Below are 24,133 nucleotides of genomic sequence, written 5' to 3'. Positions count from 1 at the left end.
TCGTGCTATTGATCCCCTATTGTTTAACACCACCAATTTTGCCCAAATGCGTATCTTGAAAGCCTGTTGGATATTTCAAACCATAGCCAAGGACACGATCAAATTCGATATGAGCCGCCCATATTAAGCCGATGGATAATAAATTTTGATTATCTATTGCTAGTCCAATGACAACGAATATAATCGCAAAAATTGTGGTATGAAATAGGTTATAGATAGTACTGCCGATGCCCCGCGAAACTTTATAAGCAATAATCGAAATATCGGGTACAAAAAATAAAATAGCGAAAAGCAGCCATGAACCTTGCATTTTCCAATAGATAAATATCACTGCGGCTAAGAAAAATAATGCCTCAATGCGTAAAATAAGATTAGGCTTGTTAAATGAAAACATGGATAAATACCGAATGTGAGAAATATATTAAATTTACCGATATTATTAAAAAATTAAAAAATAATGACAGCTTGGGCCATGTCTTGGTTAAAAACCTATTTGATATTTATTGTTTGAGTACAAGAAGAAAGCTATCTTTTGCATAAATTGGGTTAGAAAAAAATTTTATCGCCGCATTTATGCTACGCTCAAAATATTCTTGATCACCTTCACCAACTTGGCGATCGACCGACCAACTATCGCCATTTGGATTTATTTGGCCGTTACGATTAAGTATCACCACCCAATATGGCTATATTATTTTGTTGAAGCTCTTCAATCGCAGTGAGGCACTGGATTTTGGTTAAAACCCAATTATTTATACCCTTATCGTGCAGAGAAAGCCCTTTTTCAAGAATGGTGGTTATTATGTTTTTTTAAAGAAAAAATATATGTGCAAATCATATTTTTATGATCGCTGAAATATAAAACTTGGCTACTCAATACCGTTGAATAGTTTATAACTGCCATAAAGGGCGATTGACGCCAAAAGGAATAAGCTCTCATGACGCATCAGCAAATTTTTGCCTTTTCAATTATCGGTTTGATGATGTTCTTTTTCATTCTCGACCGATTTCGTTTTGATGTTGTGGCAGTTTGCACATTACTTATTGCGGTAGCCGTTGGAATTGTACCTGTCAGCGGTGAAAATGGTGCTTTTTCTGGGTTTAGTGACGATATTGTTATTATTGTCGGTAGTGCTTTATTGGTAAGTGCTGGTGTTGCGCGATCGGGCATTATGGAAAACCTCATCCAACGTTATTGGCATGATACCGGATCTGTAAGGATGCAATTGGCGTTTTTGGTCATTGTTGTAACCATTCTTTCAGCTTTTGTTAAAAACATTGGTGCTTTGGCAATTATGCTGCCGGTAGCTTTCCAATTTGCGCGTCGCTCAAACGTATCACCGTCAATATTTTTAATGCCAATGTCTTTTGGCGCTTTGATGGGCGGCCTTATGACGCAAATTGGTACATCGCCCAATGTGGTTGTTTCGCGTATTCGTGAAAATATGACTGGCCAGTCATTTTCTATGTTTGATTTTACGCCTGTTGGCGCGACCATTGCACTTGGTGGCTTTATTTATCTTGTGCTTTTTTATTGGATTTTGCCGGTGCGTGGTCGTAGCGAAGTTCCAAATAGCGAAGCGATTGAAATTCGTGATTATGTTTCTGAAGCAGAAATTGTAACGGGCTCACCTTATATTGGTAAAACCGTTTCTGAGGTTTTGCGTCCCGTTACCGGCAGTTTGATGTTGTTACAAATCATTAGGGGCGGAAAAAATATTGCGCCACTTCCTGATACGATCTTAGCTGAAAGTGACATTATCATCGTTGAAGGCAGTCCAAAAGCCCTTGATATTTTGATTAATACTGGCAAACTGTCATTGTCTACTGGGCGGCCTATTCCAGAAGGCGATAAAAAACAAGAACTCGATGTTATTGAGGCGGTGATTACGGATAATTCGCCGCTTATCGGTATTTCTGCCAAGCGCCTTGCACTATTTGACCGCTACGATGCCAATCTTCTTGCGGTAAGTCGCCAGCGCGAGCGTATTCGTGCCCGTCTTGGTGAAATATCTTTTCGCCTTGGTGATGTTATTGTCTTGCAAGGGCGAGAACACCTATTACCCGGCCTTTTACGTGATTTAAAAGTTTTGCCGCTTGCCAAGCGTAATATTAATATAGGTAGTTTGCGCCGTGGGCTTATTCCATTGCTTATCTTACTATTGGCAATTATGGTTACAGCTTTGCAGCTTGTGCCAGTCGCTATCACTTTTTTTGCCGCGGCAACCGCCATGGTTGTTTTTAGGGTTATTCCAGGTCGCGATATTTATAAAAGCTTAGATGGGCAAATATTAATAATGCTTGCCGCGCTTATTCCAGTCAGCCAAGCGCTGGAAACCACGGGCTGCACCAAATTGATTGGTGATTGGCTTTCTTATTCTGCAGCCTCGCTACCGCCTTTTGGTGCGCTTGCATTAATTTTGGTTGCTGCCATGTTGGTGACACCTTTCTTGAATAATGCAGCAACGGTAATGGTAATGGCACCAATTGCATCAAGCTTTGCAACGTCACTCCATTATAAACCGGAGGCTTTTTTAATGGCAGTTGCTATTGGTGCAGGGTGTGATTTTTTAACCCCCATAGGTCATCAATGCAATATGCTGGTTATGGCACCAGGAGGATATAAATTTAGTGATTATCCGCGTCTTGGGCTACCATTGTCATTTTTAATCCTCTTGATTTCAGTACCGATGCTAATGTGGGTTTGGCCATTACAATGATTGGACTTGAACATTTAAATCGCCGTTTAAAGCTGGCTTGGTCGCAGGCACGCGCCAATTGGGTAGACGCTGCGCTTGCTGGTATTGCTGCGGGTATATCTTGGTATATTTCACAGCATTGGCTTGGGCACTCTCATCCTATTTTTGCGTCAATGTCGGCACTTATTTGTATTGCTCCAGGGCTTACCAACCATGGCAAACAAGCCATTTACGTATTGATTGGTGTTCTAACTGGCGTTTTTGTTGGTGAAATGACGCTTTTATTACCGCCAATGGCAATTGAATTGCGCATCACTATTGTAGCCTTTTTGGGATTGCTTATTGGTTCTGCCTATGCAGTTGTTCCAGCAATTATTATCCAAGCGGGCGTTTCTTCGGTTATGGTGCTCGCAATGGGTGCGGAAGTCGCAGGTTTTACGCGTGTCATTGATGTGATGGTTGGAACTGGGATTGGTCTATTATTTAGCCAAGTGCTTTTTACGCCCGACCCCATTAAAGCCCTTCGCGCCTCGGTTGAACGCTTTTTTCGAGAGCTTGCCAATAATTATACTTTAGCCGCCAATGCCCTAGATGAAGGCAATGTTGCGGCAGCCGTAAGCGCTTTAAAAAGCTGTTCACGCACCCATATTGCTTTGGTTGCCTTAACTGGCGCTATTGATGTAGCGCGCGATAGTGCACGCTGGACATTGCGTGGTCGTATTGCATCGAAACAAGTTACCGCTTTATCGGTGCGTTATGACCAAGCGGCCATTCGTCTTTATGCGGTGACGCTTTTATTTTCTGAAGCTCTTGTCAACGCACTGCGCAAACAAGCAGAACCACCACCAGAATGGCTAAGTGATGCTATTCGAGCTGTTGCCGATAATTGTCGGGTATTTTCCGGAGAAGGTGGACATTACACCGATTTTTCAAAGCCTGATCGCTCAATCCGCAGTGAAGTACCAATTTCTTGGCGCAATTGCGTCAACGATATTGAAATGACCGAAAACACGATTGCACGGTTTTATAAAAGCCGCACACGAAAAGCGCGATTGCAAGCCCATAAGCGGAAGCAAATCCTTGATGCCGTCCGTGCTGAGGTAGAACAAAGCAAAAAAGAAAAATTACTTGCCTTACAAGGAAAAGCGGAAAAATAAACTTTATATTGTTTAACTTATCACTTTATAAAAATATACTAGCGATCGGCGATTATTTAATGCCAATATAATTGATGGAAAAATGCATTGTTTTTAAAGGAGTTAATGATGACTGTGATACAAGAACTCCCTGTCAAAATTGAACAGCAAGTTACCGACTTTTTAAGTAAAGCTGGGGAATTGGCGCGTAGTGGAAATATCGCTTTAAGCATAGAATATGGCCTTAAGGCTTGGGATCTTATTCCTGAGCCCAAAGAGACGTGGATGATGTATCCGCAAATAATGTCAATCAATATGGCTAATAAATATGCCAATATCGGTAACTCTGAAGAATTTGCCAAGTGGATTGATATTGCTTTTAAAATGTATCACTCCCCAGAAAAAACAGAACTCTATGTTTTAAGTACTGCAGGTGAAGGCTATCTCAAGCTTGAAGATTATGAACAAGCCTACCAAGCATTTCATCGCACATATGAAATATACGGCAAAGGTGCTTTTAGAGGTGCAGATTTAAATCACTATAAATTTATGCTTTATTATGAAGGTGAAAAGCAAAAAGCGACTTTGGATAAAAATGCGATAAAAGCCTATCTTATTGAAAACGGCTTAACATCAAGCGCAAAAACTCCAGAAGTGGTTGATGAATTGGACGAGGACGAGTTGCCTGATGATATTTATGAAGAAGTAGAAAATCTATCAGGTCAAGGGCAAGAGTTATTTGATAACAAGCAAATAGATGCAGCTATTGAAAAGTGGCAGCAGGCATTGAGTTTATTACCAGAGCCGCGCCAAAAATGGGAAGCAAGCCTATGGCTTTACGCAGCATTGGGTGACGCTTATCAAAGTAAAGGCGATCATCAGGAGGCACTATCATATTTTGAACGCGGCTATCAGTCAGCGGAGGGCTATTTAAATCCCTATATTCTTTATTCAATAGGTACGAACCTATATGATTTAAACCGCAAGGATGAAGCAACCGATTATTTGCTGCGCGCTTATATGTTAGAAGGCGATGATATTTTTGACGAAGACGGCGAAATATATTTAAACCATCTTAAGGAAAAAAAGCTTATAAAATAGTGCGTTACAAACAGTGTACTCGCTAGTGTTTAGCTCATGTACTGTATCATTGCTTTTAGTTTATTAGCCCACATGATCAAAAATGTGGGATTATTTTTAGTTAAAAAAACGCTAAAAAATACAAAAGGGAGTGTTTCAAAGAAACACTCCCATTACTAACTTGATGATTAGCCCCCACATTTCAACAAGCTATAATGCAATATTGCAAAGCAATAATTAGAAGCGATAGGTGACACCAGCGCCAATCAACCATGGGTCAAGCTTGGCTTTACCACTAATATGTGGATCAAGACCAAGTGCGCCAGCTGTTGCTGCATTTAAGCGGCCGTTCCAATCAGGACGCAAATAAAGTTTTTTGACATCCATGTTGAAGCCCCAATGTTTGTCGATCATATAGTCGAAACCAACTTGCAAGGCTGCGCCCCAAGTATTTTTAACATTGAAGTCAGAAAGACCAATACCAGCATCATTTGCATAGCCTTTTTCTTTATAGAAGAAGGTGTAATTTACACCAGCACCAACATAAGGCTTAAAGTTGCCAAAATTGGTGAAGTGATATTGCAATGTAAGTGTTGGAGGCAAAATCCATGTCTTACCAAGACGACCCGCACCAGCTTCTTTTAATGAACGACGGCTATCTACTTTAGAAAATGTTGTACCAAGAATAAGCTCGGCAGCAAAATTATCTGTAAAGTAATAAGTGATATCAAGTTCAGGAATTACTGTATTAGAAAAACCAAGGCCTGAATTGTCAATCTGGCTAACGTGACCCTTGTTTTGTGGAACAACACCCAAAGCGCGAACGCGGATCTGCCATGGGCTTAAAGCCTCTTGCACAACCGGAGCTGCATCATATTGTGTTGGTTGTTGACTTACAACATCGGCAGCAGATGCCGAGGTAGAAAAAGCCGCTGTAGCTGCTATGGCCAGAACACTAGCACCAATCCACTTTTTCATTTTTCTCTCCGTAAAAGTGCAATTAACATGATTAATCAATGCACCCTTTACGCACTTAGTTCATTGATTGAAATCAAATTATTTGGAAAGCTAACGTTATCATCGTTAGATATTGGGGCTTGTTGCTTACTTGCAACATATTAGCTTTACCTCAATATTTATAAATATTTTATACCTTGCTTTTTTTTATGGCTATTTGAATTTTTTTTGCTAATAATAACTTTATTGGGTTTTCACTCTATTTGCATTGGAAAAATTTTTGACTGGTTTTGTGATTCTTAACCGACGAAGAACAGTGGTTCGCCTTTAAAGGCAGGTTTTGTCGCGTTTTTTTACCAGTGGAATTTTCAATGACATTTGCAGAGCTTACCTATGCGCAGGAAAATGCCGCGCATCAAGATATAATCGAACAATTGAATGCAGAAGCTTTTGGTCCTTCGCGTTTTACGCGTGCAGCCCATCTCATTCGCGAATCTGGTGGGCATGATTATTCTCTTTCCTTCGTGGCATTAAAAGATAATGAAGTTGTCGGTACAATACGGCAAACACCTATTTATATTGGCCAAAATTTAAGCCTTTTATTAGGGCCGATTGTTATTTCTCCAAGTCTTAAAAGTGCAGGCATTGGCAAGTATTTGATGAATTTGGCAATTGATGCTGCGCGCCACGCTGACTTTCCATCAATTCTATTGGTGGGTGATGAACCTTACTATGGTCGCTTTGGCTTTAAAAAAATACCTCATGGGCGCGTTATTATGCCAGCCCCAGTTAATCCTGATCGTTTATTGGGATTAGAGCTTGCCTCCAGCAGCCTTGTAGATATTGCCGGTATTGTTCGCCACAAAAATTGCTTGAAACTCATTTAGCAATATTAAAAGGGCGTTGTTAGGAAAAATTTAAGCACATTAATGATGCGTCCTTTGTTTATCCAAACTATATAAATCACACTATTAATCAATTAAAAAGCTAGACAAGACATAAACATATCTTTATATCTATTTTATCACTCATACTGGGTGGCATTTTAATTGGAAATGAAAATATGTCAAATCTTGATCTTGCTGCAATGGTTGAAATGCTAAAAGCTGCGTCTGAAGCAACGCGCCTGCGCATTTTGGCGGTTTTATGCCAAGGTGATTTAACAGTTTCTGATTTGACGCGTATTCTTAGTCAATCGCAGCCTCGGGTATCACGACATTTAAAGCTGTTACAAGAAGCTGGGCTTATCATTCGTTATCAAGAGGGTGCATGGGCTTATTTTCGCCTTGCTGATGATCAAATGCGCATGACAATTACTCATGCAATTCTCAATCATCTTAACCATGGTGATCATATGTTAGAAAGCGATCAGCATCGGTTAAATCAGGTTAAAGAAGAACGCAACTCCTACGCTGCTTCTTATTTTTCAGCAAATGCTGCCCTGTGGGATAAGCTGCGCCTGCTTCATGTGCCAGATAATGCCGTTGAAGCAGCGATGAGAGAAATAGTTGGCGGCAAGACATTTCAATCCATGCTTGATATTGGTACTGGCACCGGATCAATATTGAAATTATTTGCTGACTTATACCTGCGCGGTGTCGGTGTTGATAATAATCGTGACATGCTTGCTATTGCGCGTTCTAATCTTGATTTGGCGGGCATTACGAATGCGCAAGTACGCCAAGGCGATATTGCTGCCTTACCCGTTGATAAGGAAAGTTTTGATCTTGTTACCATTCATCAAGTCTTACATTTTTTGGATGATCCACAAGCTGCAATTCGGGAAGCTGCAAGAGTTATGCGCCCCAACGGACGGTTAATTATTGTAGACTTTGCTGCCCATGATTTGGAATTTTTGCGCACCGATTATGCGCATTTAAGACTTGGATTTTCTGATGAACAAATGAAAACATGGATCGACAAAGCAGGATTAGAATTTGTTGATAGTGTAGAGTTTGAGCCTAAGGATCGCCAAAAAGGCCTAACGGTTAAATTATGGCTTGCAAAGGATCCGCGACTTTTGATGGCTGAGAAGGTTTCCGCATTAACTGCATGATAGGCAATTTTATTTTTTTAATGCGGATTTATTTTAATTTCAAATGGCCCAAAGGCCTTAACATTGTAGGAGAGTAGGCTATGGCATCTTATGGGTTGTCCCGCCGTAATAATATTGGCGAGAATCTCAAAGTTTCTTTCGAATTTTTTCCACCCAAAAGCGAAAAAATGGAAGAAATGCTATGGCAAACAGTTGAGCGGCTTGCCCCATTGCAGCCAGAATTTGTATCAGTAACCTATGGTGCAGGTGGTTCAACCCGTGAGCGTACGGCGCGCACTGTTGAGCGGATTATTAACGAAACGGGTCTTACAACTGCGGCGCATTTAACCTGTGTTGACGCTACGCGTGACGAGGTAGATCAGGTAGTACGTGAATTTGCTGCCCTTGGCATTCGACGCTTTGTGGCGTTGCGGGGCGATCCAGCTAATGGTATTGGCGGCACTTATGAGCCAACCAAAGGCGGATATTTTAATGCCGCTGATTTGGTTGGTGGTTTAAAGGCCATTGATCCAGATTTTGATATTTCGGTGTCTGCCTATCCAGAAAAACATCCAGAAAGTCCAGATTTTGCAACCGATATTGAATTATTAAAACGCAAAATCGATAATGGCGCGACCCGCGCGATTACGCAGGCATTTTTTGACAATAATTTATATGAAAGCTATGTTGAAAGAGTGAGACGTGCTGGAATTTATATCCCAATTTTACCCGGTATCTTACCTATTCATAATTTTTGGCAGGTGAGGAATTTTTGTTCACGCAATGGCACTCATGTGCCAGATTGGCTTGCTCAGCGCTTTGAAGGATTGGAAAATGACCCAAAAACTCATGGCCTTGTTGCAGCCGCAGTAGCCGCTGAGCAGGTAGTTGACCTTGTTGAGCGTGGTATTACCGATTTTCATTTTTATACACTAAACCGTGCCGATCTTGTTTATGCTATTTGCCACCTTATCGGCATTCGTCCCAAGGCAAAAAAAGAGGTTTAACCTCTTCATTTAGGTGCCCATCTTAAAGGTGGGCACATTAAAGTGATTGCATTTCCTATTAAAAACCATGCTATAAATATTTATCTAGTTGTTTTTTGCGGTTAAATCTATAATCTTTCAAAAAACTTTTGTACAATTTTAATATGGTTTTATAGTATGACGAAATTATCGGTTAATCTTAATGCCATTGCTCTACTACGCAATCGGCGGGATTTGCCTTGGCCAGACCTTTTGCACTTTGCCCGCATTGTTTTAGACGCTGGCGCTGTTGGCATTACGGTTCATCCGCGTCCCGATGAGCGTCACGTGCGATTTAGCGACCTTAAAGACATCCGTAAATTATTGGATAATGATTATAAAGGCCGTGAATTTAATATTGAAGGCTTCCCAACTGATCATTTTTTAGGTTTAGTTGAAGAAAATGGTGCAGACCAAGTAACTCTTGTGCCTGATGCGCCCCAGCAATCAACATCAGATCACGGTTGGGACTTTGAAGCAAATGCCGATCGTCTTGCACCCATCATTGCGCGACTCAAAAAGAATAAAATTCGTATATCACTTTTTGCCGATCCTGAACCAAAGGGACTCGATATAGCCGCTAAATTAGGGGCAGATCGGGTCGAGTTTTTCACAGGTCCATATGGTGCAACTTTTAACGATGAAAAACAGCAAAAAATAGAATTGCAACGTTTACAGCAAGCATCTGAAACTGCTAAACAAAATGGTCTTGCAATTAATGCTGGCCATGATCTCACCGTTGCTAATTTACCACCATTGATAAAGGCCGTACCTTACATTGCAGAAGCATCAATTGGGCATGCCCTTATTGCAGATGCGCTAGAATATGGTATGAATATGACTGTGAAGCGCTTTATTGACGCTATGTCACAGCAATAAATTGAGGTATGGTGATTATTATTCAAACAAATTTGCCTCGGCGTAAATGTTTATAGATGCCGAGACATTGGAAAATAAAAAATAATTTTGGAAAATGAAAAATGGTTGCGGAATTTAGATACCGCATTTATTGTTAAAGTAAAAAGAGTTTAGTTTTTTTAGCAAAAGATTGCTATTTTTAAAGATCAACAAAGGTAGTTTAGGCATAGCCTGATATTGAGAACTATCGGAAAAGAGATAAGGCGATGCAAGTAAGCTTGGCAAATATGTCTAGTAGAGCTTGAAGAGGCTTTTTAAAAATGGGCTTAGCCTGTGAAATTTTATTTCCCCCTATATTCAAAGTAAACCTTAATGGCGTTTATGCCTCATAAGGTGTTGAAAGGAATCCAGCAATGGCTGATCTGCAAACGGCAGATGTGTCTTCTGATGACTTGACTGAAGAAACAAACGACCATTCGAAAGAGAGTTTTCGTCTCTTGCTGCTTGGTGCAATTGGTGTTGTTTATGGCGATATCGGTACCAGTCCGATTTATGCTTTCCGTGAAGCGCTCCATGCCGGCGCCGGAGGCAAGGCAATTGCCAGCGAAGATATTTTTGGGGTTATCTCCCTTATTTTTTGGGCATTAGCTCTTATTGTCACGGTTAAATATGTTATTTTCGTTTTAAGAGCTGATAATAATGGCGAAGGTGGTATTTTATCATTGATGGCCTTGGCGCGTACTGGCTTTAAACATCATGGCGGCTGGGCGCTTGGGATTGGTATCATAGGTGCGTCATTGTTTTTTGGCGATGCGGTAATTACGCCGGCAGTGTCGGTGCTTTCAGCGATTGAAGGCATGGAAATTGTCGCACCAGATCTTGAGCCAATTATTGTGCCGTTGACCGTTGTGGTATTGTTGGCACTTTTTGCCGTGCAGCGTTTTGGTACGGGGCGGGTTGCGGTTATTTTTGGCCCTATTACCCTTGTATGGTTTTTGGCCCTTGGTTTCTTTGGCCTTATTCATATTGTTGATGATTTATCTATTTTGCAAGCTTTATTACCTTGGCATGGTGTTGCTTATATTTTTAATAATCCGGCAACATCTTTTGCCGCGGTTGGCGCGGTATTTTTGGCGGTAACGGGTGCGGAAGCCCTTTATGCTGACCTTGGCCACTTTGGTAGAAAGCCAATTGTTGCGGCTTGGCTCTGGGTGGTTTTCCCATGCCTTATCCTTAATTATTTAGGGCAAGGTGCATTTATTTTAAGCCATGGGCAAGCCGCTGCCAATCCATTTTATCAAATGTTACCAAGTTGGGCATTAGTACCAATGATTTTAATGGCGACAATGGCAACTGTTATTGCTAGCCAAGCTGTCATTACTGGTGCTTTTTCTATGGCGCGCCAAGCTGTACAATTAAACATTTTGCCACGTTTGGAAATTTTGCATACATCTGAAAAAACCCTTGGCCAAATTTATATGCCAAGGATAAACTTCATTTTGGCAGTTGTTGTTATCGCATTGGTTATCGGTTTCCAAAAATCCACCAATTTGGCAGCCGCCTATGGCATTGCCGTTACCGGTAACATGCTTGTAACGACCGCCCTTCTTTTCATTGTGATGACTCGTATTTGGAAATGGAGCCTGCCTGCTTGTGTCGCTTTAACAGCTTGTTTCTTAACAATCGATATTTTGTTTTTCTCGGCTAATATTATTAAAATCCATGATGGTGGCTGGGTGTCAATCGGTCTTGCGCTCATTGTTTGTGTGGTTATGTGGACTTGGGTGCGTGGTACGCGCAACTTAATGAAGAAGACGCGCAAAAATGAAGTAGAACTTGAGGTTATTATTGATAGTCTTGCAAAAAGCCAGCCAACTATAGTCTCAGGTACTGCAGTTTTCTTGACCGGTGACCCAAAAACGGTGCCCACCGCGCTTATGCATAGCTTGAAGCATTATAAGGTCTTGCATGAAAATAATGTTATTCTTACCGTTAAAACTGCTTCAACGCCGCGAGTTAGCCGAGTTGATCGCGCAAGGGTTTCGCAATTTAACGAACGTTTCATGCTAGTAGAACTAACCTTTGGTTATATGGAGCAGCCTAATATTCCACGCGCTTTAGCATTATGCCGTAAGCTTGGTTGGAAGTTTGACATTATGACAACATCATTCTTTGTGTCGCGGCGTTCTATCAAAACAGGTAGCAAGCCTGAAATGCCGCGTTGGCAAGAAAAATTATTTATCAAGCTTGCTCGTGGTGCCTCTGATGCAACAGAATATTTTCAAATTCCGACCGGCCGTGTTGTTGAAATTGGTACGCAAATTACAGTGTAACCTTTAAAAATCAAAAGCGTTTTAGCAAATTGCTAAAACGCCTTTTCGTGAATGCTAATTTTAATTTTTGCTTTATTTCCAGCTATTTTTCTTTATTGCCAAAAAGCCTTTTAAGCATATCGGCCATGGGTCCAGATGCTTTTTGCACATGATGATCGTCACGTGCTTACCTTATGTGGCTTTGTTGCTTAGGCTTTTCGGTTGCGCCTTCATCAGTTTTAGCTTTATCAACTTTAGGCTTTTTTGTTTTAGCGTTGTTATCTTGCTGCCCAGATATTTTATTCATAAATTGGCTATCTTTATTATCAGCGATTTCGCCAATATTATCAGAAATATTCTTCAATAATTGTTCTAGCCAGTCATTATCCACCTTGGCAAAATCACCAAGAACATGATTATGGACGAGTTCTTTTTGCCCGGGATGGCCAATGCCTAAGCGTAACCGCCGATAGTTTGCTCCACAATGAGCATCAATTGATTTAATGCCGTTGTGACCACCAGAGCCGCCACCTGTTTTAATCCGTACTTTACCAGCCGGCAAATCCAATTCATCATGAATTACAATAAGGTTTTCTAGCGGCACTTTATAAAAGCGCATTGCTTCACCAACTGATTGACCAGATAGGTTCATATAGGTTTGTGGTTTGATTAATAGGATTTTACGATCATTTATTTTTCCCTCGCTGATAAGGGCATGGAATTTTTTGCTCCACGGGGAAAAATTGTGGCGCTGTTGAATGTCATCCACCGCCATAAAGCCGATATTATGACGATTATGCGCATATTGTGCGCCAGGATTACCTAAACCAGCAATAAGCAGCATGATGCCTCGCAGTATAATACAAATATTTGCATATTGATTTAAAGAATTGGGTTAACAATTGCCATAAAAAACATAAAGCATTTTACGCATAAACAAAATGTTTAAGCCTAAAATGCTTTAATTTATGTCAGATTGAGAAAAAGGGGAGTAAACTCCCCTTAAAATATTATTCGCTTGCAGCAGCTTCTTCAGCAGCTTCTTCAGATGTAAGAGCAGCAGGAGCTACGATTGTTGCAATGGTGAAATCGCGATCTTGGATAACGGTTTCAACTTTTGCAGGCAATTTAACTGCAGAAATATGGATAGAATCACCAATTTCATAACCAGTAAGGTCAACCGTAATTGCTTCTGGAATTGCATTTGCTGGAGCCAAAAGTTCAACATCGTGACGAACAACATTGAGAACGCCGCCGCGCTTAATACCAGGGGCAGCTTCTTCATTGATGAAATGCACAGGAACGTTTACTTCAACAACTGACTTTGCGGAAACGCGCAAGAAATCAACATGAAGAGGCGCGTCGCTTACTGGATTAAGTTGATAATCCTTAGGCAATACTTGAATTTTTTTACCATCAAGATCGATAGTTGCAACAGTTGTACGGAAACCGCCACCGTGAATCTTGTAGAAAACTTCCTTATAGGGAACGGAAATTGCAATTGGTTCTTGCTTGTCACCATAGATGACTGCAGGAATAAGACCGTTGCGGCGAAGTTCGCGGGAGGACCCCTTACCAACCCGATCGCGCTTCTCGGCCTTGAGTGTATAGCCCTTACTCATGGCTGTATCCTTTCAAGTGTTATGGAGATTTTCAACATTAGTTGAAAATATGCAGCAGATCATGCCTATTTATTTGATTTTTCAAAAAAGAGGGTAATGCTTGCATTCCGCGTTGCCTCCAAGGGTGTCTACGCGGATGGCTTGCTATAAAGCAATCTTGCCTCACTTGCAAGAGTTGTGGTTTTTTTATTGAAAAATTCACAATTTGTGCCAAAAAAATGCTAAGTGTCTGTCAGAATCATTTACCACTACGGCCTATTGATCTTAAGGCCGCATTATGATTGCCCTTAGATAGCCGTTAATAGGCCTGTGGTCTGGAGTTTTAATGAAAGTTGATATCAATATGGGTGTGGCGACCAAGGATGTTGCTTTGGGGAAAGCAGCACCAGCAACGCTTGATCTTGAAGAGCTTTTGGCAACCCGCCTTTTGGTGCAGGGTAACTCTGGCTCAGGCAAGTCACATCTTTTACGCCGTCTTCTTGAGCAAAGCGCTGATTGGGTACAACAATGTATCATTGATCCTGAAGGTGATTTTGTAACTCTTGCCGATCGATTCGGCCATGTGGTGGTGGAAGCCACGCGCACGGAAAATGAATTGACCCGCATTGCGGGTCGTATCCGCCAACACCGTGTATCAGTTGTGTTAAACCTTGAAGGATTAGATGCCGAGCAACAAATGCGTGCTGCTGCTGCCTTTTTGGGCGGTCTTTTTGATGCCGAACGCGATTATTGGTATCCGATGTTGGTGGTGGTGGATGAAGCGCAGCTTTTTGCCCCTGCCGCTGCCGGCGAAGTTTCTGATGAAGCCCGTAAAGTTTCACTTGGCGCGATGACCAATTTAATGTGTCGCGGCCGTAAACGCGGCCTTGCTGGTGTTATTGCAACGCAGCGCCTTGCAAAACTTGCAAAAAATGTTGCGGCGGAAGCCTCCAATTTTTTGATGGGGCGTACCTTTCTTGATATTGATATGGCACGCGCTGCCGATCTTCTTGGCATGGAACGCCGACAAGCCGAAATGTTCCGTGATCTTGAGCGTGGGCATTTTATTGCCCTTGGCCCTGCTTTATCGCGCCGACCATTTCCAATTAAAATTGGGGATGTGGAAACCTCGGCTCGTTCATCCAGCCCTAAATTAATGCCACTGCCTGATGCACCTGTTGATGCACAGGAATTAATCTTTACACCTTTGCCAAGTGAAATTCGCATAGCCCCGCGCCGGCCTGCGCCAGTGCCCCCTCCAAAGCCTACTTCTGAAATATTAGAAGAAGTTGTACGGATGCGCCAAGAAGAGCCAGAGGACGAAGCTCCCCTCTTTCCAGAAATTGGTAAGGCAGAAAAAGAGGCACAATTCGAAAGTGTCATGCGCGACATTGTTAATGATCCTGATGCAGCCTACCGCTCGGTTGCGGTACTTTATCAAGATTTTCTTGTCCGCTGCCGCATTCACCGTGTACCCGGGGAGCCGCTTGATCTTGCACAGTTTCGTCGCAAATTAGCGGTTGCGCAAGCTAGTATTGATGATGAGACCGCATCAGGAGAAGGCTGGCAACAGGCGCTTGAATTATCCAAAACCTTGACCGATGATGTGCAAGGCGTATTTTTAACCGTTGCACAAGCCGCTGTTACAGGCGCCCCCTGCCCCGGCGACGCAACACTTGCTCGTATTTATGGCACTTATTCCCATTCTCGCGCGCGCCGTTTGCTTACCTATTTTGAAGAGCGCGGTCTTGTGGTCGTGCGTACCGATTTTTCAGGTAAGCGCATTGTTGTTTTTCCAGACCTTGGCTTAGAAACTGCAGCAGGTGATCCAGAGCAGCCTGATGATGTGACATCTGGCCAACCAACTGCGGCTGAATAAAGATGCAGATCATCTCACAACATATGACTACATATAGTTTTTACATTTTGACGTGAAGAGACAGATGTGAGGAGGCTTTGATTATACCACCTCACATCTAAACAATATGAATTAAAATCTTACCTTCCATTCAGCTGTTGCAGCATGGGCCTTTGTTTTTGATCCCAATTGCCCATTATAGCCAAGCGAAATAGTGTTATTTTCATTAAGCCTAACATTAAAGCCAGTTGATATAATGGCCATATCTTCATCTATACCTACGCCTTTGATTGCAAAGCTGGTGCTCGTATTTTGGAAATTATTGATAATCTTGCCATCGATATCACCAAAAGCATGTTGCCAACCAATATCACCATAAAGAGCAACAGGCAGTAACGTAGCAATTTGTAATTCACTACGAATACCTAAAGTTGTGAAAGTGATATTATCTCTATCACCATGACTATGAAGTGCCGCGTTACTGTTACGCTCCTTTATATCATCAAGGTTTAACCAAATATGGGCAATATTGGCATAGGGGGATAAAACTGCGTTATCGGATAATTTAAAATCCTTTGACATATCGGCAAATAATTGAACTTGCCAACCATTAATATCGCTTTTGGCTTCACTTCTTAAACCAGGAACCCAGATATTACGGCTTGCTTCCCCATCAATATAGCTATAAGAAACGCCACTTCGTAATTTAATCGTATTAAATTCAGTTGCGCCATAACCGCTGACATGGAATGAATCTGCTTCACTTTTAGAATTTCTTCCACCATCAAATTCACCACGGTCATACCCTAAAGCAATACCAGCAAAAAGATTATCATTCACTTCGCCATCAAATCCTAAAGCGAGACCCCACCCCTTATTGTTTATCGATGCAGCATTATGGTTACCATCTATTTTACCACCATGGCCCCACATGGAGAACCATATTGGTTCTGTAGAAGGAAGACGGCTTTCAGATAGCATACGTTTATTTAATGCATCGCGCAGATAGCGATTGTTTAAAATAAGCCCAGAACGGGTAGAGCTATAAATCTCACCAGATAAATTATCATAAGCGGTGCGCGCTTGATGTTCATCGGTAAATTTAAGCATTGCCTGTAAAATAGCATGCTGATCATTAAGCTTTGCTATGCCATATCCGGTATTTTTTTGGTTATGGGTTGTACCAACATTTATAAATACCTGATTATCACGAACAATGCCAAATTGTAGTTTTTGTGGGTCAGTGTAAATAAGCCTTGCAGTGAGGAACAAGGATGCGGCATCAATCGTATCAAAACTACCCGATATACCACCATCAGCATCAATGAACGTGTATATTTTATTAAAATCCCAATCGGAAGCACTGCTTAAAATTTCAATTTTTCCGCCATTAATTGTTGCCCGTCCCATTACCTTTATGAGATCGCTATCACCTGATGCATTCATTTCAACGCCATAGGTTGATCCTTTATCAAAGGTAATCGAACCAACTGTTAAAGTGCCGATAGAGTTACCAGGTGATATAATACCACCATCAAAAACCTGAACATGACCAAGAACCCGACCATGTCCAGCAAGTGTCGCGCCAGAGCTAATATTAACATTACCCGCAATTTGTGCACTATTTGCAAACTCTTTGCTTGCACCTAAAATTAACTTGCCGGCATTAATATCTGTTGGTCCTGCATAGCTATTGGTTGCCGAGAATATGGTTGTGCCATTGCCAATGAGTTTCACATTTCCAGAACCAGAAATTGCCTGGCTTATTATCAAATTTTCATCATTGCGATTAATTGCTAAGGTGCCATTATTAATAATTTCACCAATTACCGAGCCACTATTGGCACCATTACCCAATTGCAATGTACCAGCATTAATGATTGTTTGGCCGCTATAAGTATTATCCTGATTAAGAATAAGTGTCCCGTGCCCCATTTTAGTTAAGCTTTTACCGTCCCAATTACCATTATTGGAAATGACATCACTCAAAACGGTATCAAGCGTAAAATGGTTTTCACTATTGGCAAGGGTAAATGTACCATGGGTTGAGGAGGTATTAGCATACCAACTTAAGTCATATGTGGCATAGTACTTTGTATCATCACCAGATTTTTTGACATGGAGATTTAAATAATCTACCTCACCATTAAAACCACCAATATTGATTGTTTTAAATTCGCCATCAATGCCTTCATTGGCGCTAAATAACACCCGATTAAATGCAGAATTTTCATTTATTCCGGATAAATTAAATGTAACATTATCCTGTATTACAATGTTTTGAGCTGTCAAATTACCAAAGTCCGATGATCCCATACGGCTGTCTGATATTTCTAAAATTGAATTCTCAAACAATGATATTGTTTTATCAACATGAACAGTGCTAGGGGAAAAAATTGCTAAGGTTGCTGCGGCATTGACATTGATATTTCCACCAATATCGCTGATATTTTCATGAGAACCATTGCCATATTGCACTTTGCCAGCAAAAATATTGGTATCACCTTTGTAAGAATTGCTACCATTTAAAATAATAGTACCCTGACTTGCCTTATTGAGCCCGCCTGTACCGGTTATATTACCAGAAAACTCAGTATCAATATCTTGATTAATTGTTAAATTCGCTGATCCAAGCAAAACATCACCACCAAGGCCAGCGAAAGAGCTTACAGTAAGGTCATAATCATTTAAATCTAACGTACCATTATTGATAATATAAGCCTGATTTTGCACAAAGGAATTTGCTGAGCCTGCCCTTAAAATACCCGCCTCAATAGTGGTGTTTCCTTTATAAACATTGGCGGCATTTAAAACTAAGGTACCATCACCACGTTTTATAAAATGGCCGTCTCCTGAAATGATACCATTGGCCGTAACAACATCATCAATATCAGTTATGTTGATCCAACCATTACCATTAAGAGTTATTGCACGCGTTATTGTATCAATGGCTGGCTTATTTATTGCCCAAAGATCATCACTGCCTTTGGTTCTAAGCCCGCCGTCATTTAAGGTGATTACTCCATCGATATCACCAAGGGCTGCCTCCTCATCATAAACCACCGTTTGCCCATCTTTAATGTCGATTGCTTTGAAGCGACTATGATCATCGGTACAATAAGCACTTGCTCCGCTTAATGATAAGTGCCCAGCATCAGAACAATCAAGTTGGATTTTAAAGGCGGCATTAGCATCATTATCAAAATCCAAGCCGGTTTTTAGGGCTAATTGCTGACGAATTTCTGGATCGTTTAAATTTAATGCATTTGTAATATCTGCTTGGGTTAAAGTTGGCTTACCATTTTCATCAGAAATTTGGCCAAGATAAACATCGCGACGATTATTGGTACGCGATAGATAAAATTCCTTCTTTTCTCCATTATACCAAGGTGCCTTATCACCGGCTATGGCTAATTGTTCTTGGAGTTTTATATCAAATGTAAGACCAATGCCGGCGGCAGAATTACCACTTTCAATTTCTTTAGAAACCGGCATAACCCAACCCATTTTAGCTGTAATTGGGCTGTGATCTGATAGAGCCCCTTGATTATTTAAGGCTCTTAGCTGTGCATCAGCTTCAAGATCCGCATCTGTTTTGGCATCAAAAAACCATTTGGCGTAAGGTCTATTAATTATAAAGTGATCGATTTTAACGCGTTCCCAACGTTGTGCGCCTCCCCAGCATCCTCTTGTTTGACTGCATGGATAACCAGGATTTGGCCACGTATATGATCCATCGCTGTCTTGTTGGTAACGATAGGGTTCGCGCTCACTCTCTGATTGGAGTAATTGGGCACTTTGTTTAATAATATTCATTGTGACGGGGAGATTATTAGTATTGGGATAGGTCTGATTAGGTATTAAACCTGTTGCCGATATATCACCAGCATTAAAATCACCTCCCATAATTGTAGGAATGCCTTTTTTATCAATTAATTCATTTATAAGCTTTGCATCTTCAACAATATTACGGCGGGCATTGGTTCCAACCGAACGATCGTCGCCTTTAAAATGTACAGACATAACTTCAAAGCTTTGTCCGGCTTTTTGAAGGCGAATGGTCGGACGTGGCTCATATATTTTTATTAATTCATATTGGCCTGTCGCGCTATTTCTAACTGGATTATAGCGGTAGCTGTCTGTATAAAATGCCTCACCTTCAATTAATGACCTAATAGTTTGATCATCGACGGCTGGTAATCTTGATCCTGTGATAGTTAAAGAGGAAAGACCTTGCCTATCAAGAGCTTCCTTAGCTATTTTATTCGCGGTATTTTGTTTGTCTTCTTGAATTAATAACGCATCAGGCTGAAAGTTGTATACCCAGTTAATAAAGGCACTCTCTGTATCGTAAGTTTTACCTGCAATATTAAAACCAAAGAGATTAAGCTGATACGCATCCTTATTAATATCTGACGCTAGTGTAGTGGTGGTGCTAAAAAGCGTTGGAATAAGTAATGCACCAATGGCGTAAGATGTTTTTAGAATTAATTTTTTTCGCATTTTTCCCTCGTAAAAAGATTAATGCGATTTTTCTATTGTTGGTGTATTTCAGGATTATTTCATTTTGGTGTATTTAAAATGAAGAAAAAATTTAAATTTGTAGATAAAACTATTATTAAATACTTATAAAATTATTATTTAAAATACATTGAAATTATTCATTTATTATGATTCAATCTCATTATTAATTCCCTTTTTGGCAAGACATATATTTTTAAAATTTGTTAGAATTTTACGCAGGCAAGCCATGATCCTAACAAGAATACTGGCAAAGAAAAATGAGCTGAGCAGCTTAAAAGTTAATCAATGCCACGGAAAATTTTATAAATTGGAAGCAAAAATTGTTTCCCATTAATCATCCTACTTTGTCAAAATTTGAAGCTACATAGCGTAAAGGCATATATTTGAATAGAAAAGCTTAGCTCAAATTTCAAGTTGGATGGTTCTTTCCAAAACTTTAAAAATAAGATCATGAACCGTTCTGCAAAAACTATCATTACAGCTTCAACTTTATCAATTGCTGTAATTGGCATCGCTCCTTCAGCGCAAGCAACCACACTTTCAGCCCTTACCTTATCATTGCAAAATACTCTGCAAAAGGAGCTGCAGTAACAAGCACAATTACTAAGGGGACTAAAGTTAATGTTGGTGTTTGTAATTCTGCTTGGTGTTATGTTACTATGGCAACCAAAAGGGACGGATTGCAACCAACAAGCTTTCAAGACCGATTGACTACAGCAAATAGCCATATGAGCTCAATGGCAGCTCGTGGTGTGCAACTGGTAGTGCTGGCGCAACAGGTAGCCGTACTGCTTTTGCTAGCTTAAACATCTCAATCACTATTGTTCGTGAACAATCAGAAGCAAAGGCTAATAATCACAAACGCATCAATGTTGCTAAAATTGCACCACAGCATTTGCGTTAAGAATTTCTCAAATCCCCGTCAGCTAAATTTAAGCTCACACTTGGCCTACCTGATTTCATGATTGGTCAGATAGTTTTTTTTACAATTATAGTATTTTAAATACCAAAATCAGATAGTTTTATTTCTTTAAGTGTTTGTTGTTTAAGCCGCTATTTACTCAACAGGCAGCGCAAGGCTGCAAGAGTTTTTAAACATCTTATTTCAATCTCAATATCTGATAATTCCGCTTGTTGATTGATGATCCGCAGTGTTTGCAGTTCTCCAACAAGTAAGCTTATAAACCAATCTGTTACCTCAATCTCATTATGACTTACATCCGTGCAGATGCGTTTTATAAGTTGATTTAATAAGACTTTAATTTCAGTGCGACCACTGGTAGATATTGCTAAACCCAAAGCACCACTAGGATCAGCAGCTGCTGCGCGGTTTAATAATATTGCTTTTTCACTTAAGATCATCCGTAATAAAATTGGCGCTGTATTTGCTAAAGCTTGCCAAGCGTCTTGATGCTGATCTACAGCTTCTTTTAAAGTGTGATAAGTTTGTGCAGCGTTCTCTTTAACCATCGCTTTAAACAGGCCATCCTTATCGCCAAACCAACGATAAAGCGTTTCGTTGGAGGCTTTTGCAGCATTTGCAATTCGAAGCATCGAGGCACCACCATAACCATACAGCTTTAATTGCTCATAGGCAGCTTCAAATATTGAAATTTCTCGGCTACGCCGTACCGTTTCTTTCATTTGGTTAAGCCCCCTTTACATTTAACGTAAACATTTGTACGGAATACAAAGCGTATAAATGTTTACGCTTATTGAAAGGAATAAATATGCGCAAATTCGCATTTTTCATGGTTATGGTTTCTCTACTGTTGAGTGCGGCCATATTTGGATTTTTTTATGCTTGGCTTTGTTCGACGATGTGGGGACTAGATAAAATAGATCCCCGGGTTGCAATAAATGCAATGCAAGCTATGAATAGTTCTGTCCGCAACGCTGTATTTGCTCCGACGTTTTTTGGCACACCTATCGCTTTATGTTGTACCGCAATTGTATTATTCTATATGCGCCATAAAAAGAGTGCCTTAATGGTTGCAGTTGCAAGTATCATTTATATTTGCTTTTGCTTCATTCTAACAGCCCTTATAAATGTGCCTATGAATGTAGCTTTAGCTGCTGTGATAATACCCGAAGATATCCAAAAAGCTGACTTAATTTGGAAAAACTTTTCACAACCATGGCAGTTTTGGAATTTAATACGGTTTATTGCTTCTGGTATTGTTTTTACATTAACCATCCTCGCAGTCTTTTCTCTGCCACGCACACAGCTCCAAGAATGCTCAAAAAAGTCTTAACAAAGCAATATTATAAGACTTAAATCAATGGAATGGTAAAGAGCTGATCGCATGACCAGCTCTTTTATCGAATTTTAAATAATTATTTTGCACTTGGATAATTCGGGCTTTCACGAGTAATTGCCACATTATGGGTATGGCTTTCATGAAGACCGGCATTAGTAATGCGCACAAAAGTTGCTTTTTCTTGAAATTCAGGAATAGTTTTGGCGCCAACATAACCCATGGAAGCGCGCAAACCACCGGCAAGCTGATGAAGGACTGATGAAATTGGCCCCTTATAAGCAACTTGCCCTTCGATACCTTCTGGCACAAGCTTGAGTTCATCGCGAACCTCAGCTTGGAAATAACGATCTGCCGATCCACGCGCCATCGCGCCCACTGAACCCATGCCACGATAGGCCTTGAATGAGCGACCTTGATGAAGATAAACTTCACCTGGGCTTTCTTCAGTACCGGCAAGCAGCGAACCTGCCATTGCAGCAGAAGCACCAGCTGCAATAGCCTTGGCAAAATCACCTGAATATTTAATGCCACCATCAGCAATAACTGGAATACCTGCCTTATGAGCAACTTCGACTGCGCCCATAATCGCTGCAAGCTGTGGCACACCAACACCGGCAACAATACGCGTTGTGCAGATAGAGCCAGGTCCAATGCCAACCTTAACTGCGTCGGCACCAGCATCAATCAAAGCACGGGTTGCGTCACCTGTTGCAACATTACCAGCAATAATTGCGGTATTGGATGCCATTTTGCGAATTTCGGCAACGGAATCAAGGACACGCTGTGAATGACCATGGGCGGTATCAATAACAATAATATCAACACCGGCATCGATCAAACGTTCGGCGCGTTCCATGCCATCCTTGCCAACCGTTGATGCAGCAGCAGCACGTAAGCTGCCATTTTCATCTTTGGATGCATGGGGATTTAACTGTGATTTTTCAATATCCTTAACCGTAACAAGACCTACACAGCGGCCCTGATCATCAACCACCAATAGCTTTTCAATGCGATGATGATGTAATAAACGCTTGGCTTCCTCTTGTGTGACATTTTCACGCACCGTTACGAGATTTTCGCGAGTCATCAATTCATAGATTTTTTGGTTAGGATTTGATGCAAAGCGCACATCACGATTTGTCAAAATACCGACGAGCCGACCTGGTCCCTTGGCTTCGCCCTTATGTTCCACGACTGGAATGCCTGAAATTCCATAAGCTTTCATGATTTGTCGCGCCTCAGAAAGTGGCGCATCAGGATGAATAGTTACAGGATTAACCACCATGCCAGATTCGAATTTTTTAACTTGGCGTACTTGTTCCGCCTGTTCATCAGGTGTCATATTACGGTGAATAACACCAATACCGCCGGCTTGTGCCATTGCAATAGCAAGACGCGCTTCCGTAACAGTGTCCATAGCAGCGGATAAAAGTGGTAAATTAAGCTCAATGTCGCGGGCAATACGTGTTCTAATATCGACTTGACCGGGCATAACCTCTGAGTGACCTGGCTGAATAAGCACGTCATCAAATGTAAGAGCTAAAAGCCCTGTAGCGGTTTCAACGATTTTTGCCATTGTCAATTCCCTTTTAAATGCACAAATACCGCACTCTTTTAAAGATGCGGCTAACGCTTGGCTAATGATATGAATTGACAACGGTGCGTACCATGCTTTAACGCTAATGAAAAGCTATTTTTAAAAAAATATTAATCTTTAATGCCGTAAATCACTTCAATTATATTTTATAGAGCTATTTTTACAGTTTTATGGAGGTAATCCTCTCAAT

General features: G+C 40.9%; 19 protein-coding genes and 1 pseudogene. 12 read left to right on the top strand and 8 right to left on the bottom strand.

Annotated elements, in window-relative coordinates:
- Positions 1–16 precede the first annotated feature (16 nt).
- Positions 17–394 (bottom strand): DUF4260 domain-containing protein, encoded by a 378-nt coding sequence (locus tag H3299_RS02925; RefSeq protein WP_182418835.1) that lies wholly within the window; start codon positions 392–394, stop codon positions 17–19.
- A gap of 106 nt (positions 395–500) precedes the next feature.
- Complete coding sequence (locus tag H3299_RS02920) at positions 501–677, bottom strand: hypothetical protein (protein ID WP_182418834.1); 177 nt, start codon at positions 675–677, stop codon at positions 501–503.
- A 261-nt stretch (positions 678–938) separates the two neighbouring features.
- On the opposite strand from H3299_RS02920, the gene H3299_RS02915 reads away from it, so the two are divergent.
- The 3 genes from H3299_RS02915 to H3299_RS02905 all read left to right on the top strand — a co-directional run bounded on the left by H3299_RS02915 (position 939) and on the right by H3299_RS02905 (position 4,936).
- Complete coding sequence (locus H3299_RS02915; RefSeq protein WP_182418833.1) at positions 939–2,720, top strand: SLC13 family permease; 1,782 nt, start codon at positions 939–941, stop codon at positions 2,718–2,720.
- Positions 2,717–3,856 carry an aromatic acid exporter family protein gene (locus H3299_RS02910; RefSeq protein WP_182418832.1) on the top strand — a complete coding sequence of 380 codons (1,140 nt, stop codon included), beginning with the start codon at positions 2,717–2,719 and terminating at the stop codon, positions 3,854–3,856. Before H3299_RS02915 ends, H3299_RS02910 begins: the two co-directional genes overlap by 4 nt.
- A 105-nt stretch (positions 3,857–3,961) precedes the next feature.
- A complete protein-coding gene (locus tag H3299_RS02905) occupies positions 3,962–4,936 on the top strand; it encodes a tetratricopeptide repeat protein (RefSeq protein WP_182418831.1) in 975 nt (324 codons plus the stop codon).
- 216 nt (positions 4,937–5,152) lie between these two features.
- Here H3299_RS02905 and H3299_RS02900 read toward each other — a convergent pair whose 3' ends face one another.
- The gene (locus tag H3299_RS02900; RefSeq protein WP_182418830.1) at positions 5,153–5,893 is read right to left on the bottom strand and encodes an OmpW family protein; all 741 of its coding nucleotides are present in this window, start codon (positions 5,891–5,893) and stop codon (positions 5,153–5,155) included.
- 350 nt (positions 5,894–6,243) lie between these two features.
- On the opposite strand from H3299_RS02900, the gene H3299_RS02895 reads away from it, so the two are divergent.
- The 5 genes from H3299_RS02895 (at position 6,244) to H3299_RS02875 (ending at position 12,123) form a co-directional block, all read left to right on the top strand.
- Entirely contained in the window at positions 6,244–6,759 is a 516-nt protein-coding gene (locus H3299_RS02895; RefSeq protein WP_182418829.1) for a GNAT family N-acetyltransferase, read from the top strand.
- Positions 6,760–6,935: 176 nt separating this feature from the next.
- Positions 6,936–7,928, top strand: coding sequence for a metalloregulator ArsR/SmtB family transcription factor (locus H3299_RS02890; protein WP_182418828.1), 993 nt, complete (start codon positions 6,936–6,938; stop codon positions 7,926–7,928).
- An 80-nt stretch (positions 7,929–8,008) separates the two neighbouring features.
- Positions 8,009–8,914 carry a methylenetetrahydrofolate reductase [NAD(P)H] gene (gene metF, locus H3299_RS02885; protein ID WP_182418827.1) on the top strand — a complete coding sequence of 302 codons (906 nt, stop codon included), beginning with the start codon at positions 8,009–8,011 and terminating at the stop codon, positions 8,912–8,914.
- Between the two features lie 156 nt (positions 8,915–9,070).
- The gene (locus H3299_RS02880; RefSeq protein WP_182418826.1) at positions 9,071–9,811 is read left to right on the top strand and encodes a pyridoxine 5'-phosphate synthase; all 741 of its coding nucleotides are present in this window, start codon (positions 9,071–9,073) and stop codon (positions 9,809–9,811) included.
- A 392-nt stretch (positions 9,812–10,203) separates the two neighbouring features.
- The gene (locus H3299_RS02875) at positions 10,204–12,123 is read left to right on the top strand and encodes a potassium transporter Kup (RefSeq protein ID WP_182418825.1); all 1,920 of its coding nucleotides are present in this window, start codon (positions 10,204–10,206) and stop codon (positions 12,121–12,123) included.
- Positions 12,124–12,205: 82 nt separating this feature from the next.
- Here H3299_RS02875 and pth read toward each other — a convergent pair.
- Both pth and H3299_RS02865 read right to left on the bottom strand, forming a co-directional pair.
- Positions 12,206–12,946: pseudogene (gene pth, locus H3299_RS02870) on the bottom strand (aminoacyl-tRNA hydrolase).
- Positions 12,947–13,112: 166 nt separating this feature from the next.
- Entirely contained in the window at positions 13,113–13,724 is a 612-nt protein-coding gene (locus H3299_RS02865) for a 50S ribosomal protein L25/general stress protein Ctc (RefSeq protein ID WP_182418824.1), read from the bottom strand.
- A gap of 325 nt (positions 13,725–14,049) precedes the next feature.
- Between H3299_RS02865 and H3299_RS02860 the strand changes: the two genes are divergently transcribed.
- Complete coding sequence (locus tag H3299_RS02860) at positions 14,050–15,582, top strand: ATP-binding protein (protein WP_182418823.1); 1,533 nt, start codon at positions 14,050–14,052, stop codon at positions 15,580–15,582.
- Positions 15,583–15,693: 111 nt separating this feature from the next.
- On the opposite strand, the gene H3299_RS02855 is transcribed toward H3299_RS02860, so the two are convergent.
- On the bottom strand, positions 15,694–20,064 hold the full coding sequence (locus H3299_RS02855; RefSeq protein WP_182418822.1) for an autotransporter domain-containing protein: 4,371 nt from the start codon (positions 20,062–20,064) through the stop codon (positions 15,694–15,696).
- 471 nt (positions 20,065–20,535) lie between these two features.
- On the opposite strand from H3299_RS02855, the gene H3299_RS02850 reads away from it, so the two are divergent.
- On the top strand, positions 20,536–20,676 hold the full coding sequence (locus tag H3299_RS02850; RefSeq protein ID WP_182418821.1) for a hypothetical protein: 141 nt from the start codon (positions 20,536–20,538) through the stop codon (positions 20,674–20,676).
- 68 nt (positions 20,677–20,744) lie between these two features.
- On the top strand, positions 20,745–20,891 hold the full coding sequence (locus H3299_RS02845) for a hypothetical protein (RefSeq protein ID WP_182418820.1): 147 nt from the start codon (positions 20,745–20,747) through the stop codon (positions 20,889–20,891).
- 247 nt (positions 20,892–21,138) lie between these two features.
- On the opposite strand, the gene H3299_RS02840 is transcribed toward H3299_RS02845, so the two are convergent.
- A complete protein-coding gene (locus H3299_RS02840) occupies positions 21,139–21,729 on the bottom strand; it encodes a TetR/AcrR family transcriptional regulator (RefSeq protein ID WP_182418819.1) in 591 nt (196 codons plus the stop codon).
- Between the two features lie 86 nt (positions 21,730–21,815).
- Here H3299_RS02840 and H3299_RS02835 point away from each other — a divergent pair, with 86 nt between their 5' ends.
- Positions 21,816–22,340, top strand: coding sequence for a DUF1772 domain-containing protein (locus H3299_RS02835; RefSeq protein ID WP_182418818.1), 525 nt, complete (start codon positions 21,816–21,818; stop codon positions 22,338–22,340).
- Between the two features lie 82 nt (positions 22,341–22,422).
- Here H3299_RS02835 and guaB read toward each other — a convergent pair whose 3' ends face one another.
- On the bottom strand, positions 22,423–23,922 hold the full coding sequence (gene guaB / locus H3299_RS02830) for an IMP dehydrogenase (protein WP_182418817.1): 1,500 nt from the start codon (positions 23,920–23,922) through the stop codon (positions 22,423–22,425).
- Between the last annotated feature and the right edge of the window lie 211 nt (positions 23,923–24,133).

The organism is Bartonella sp. HY038 (assembly GCF_014117425.1).
Classification (GTDB): domain Bacteria; phylum Pseudomonadota; class Alphaproteobacteria; order Rhizobiales; family Rhizobiaceae; genus HY038.
This window is presented reverse-complemented; position numbering and strand designations above follow the sequence as displayed.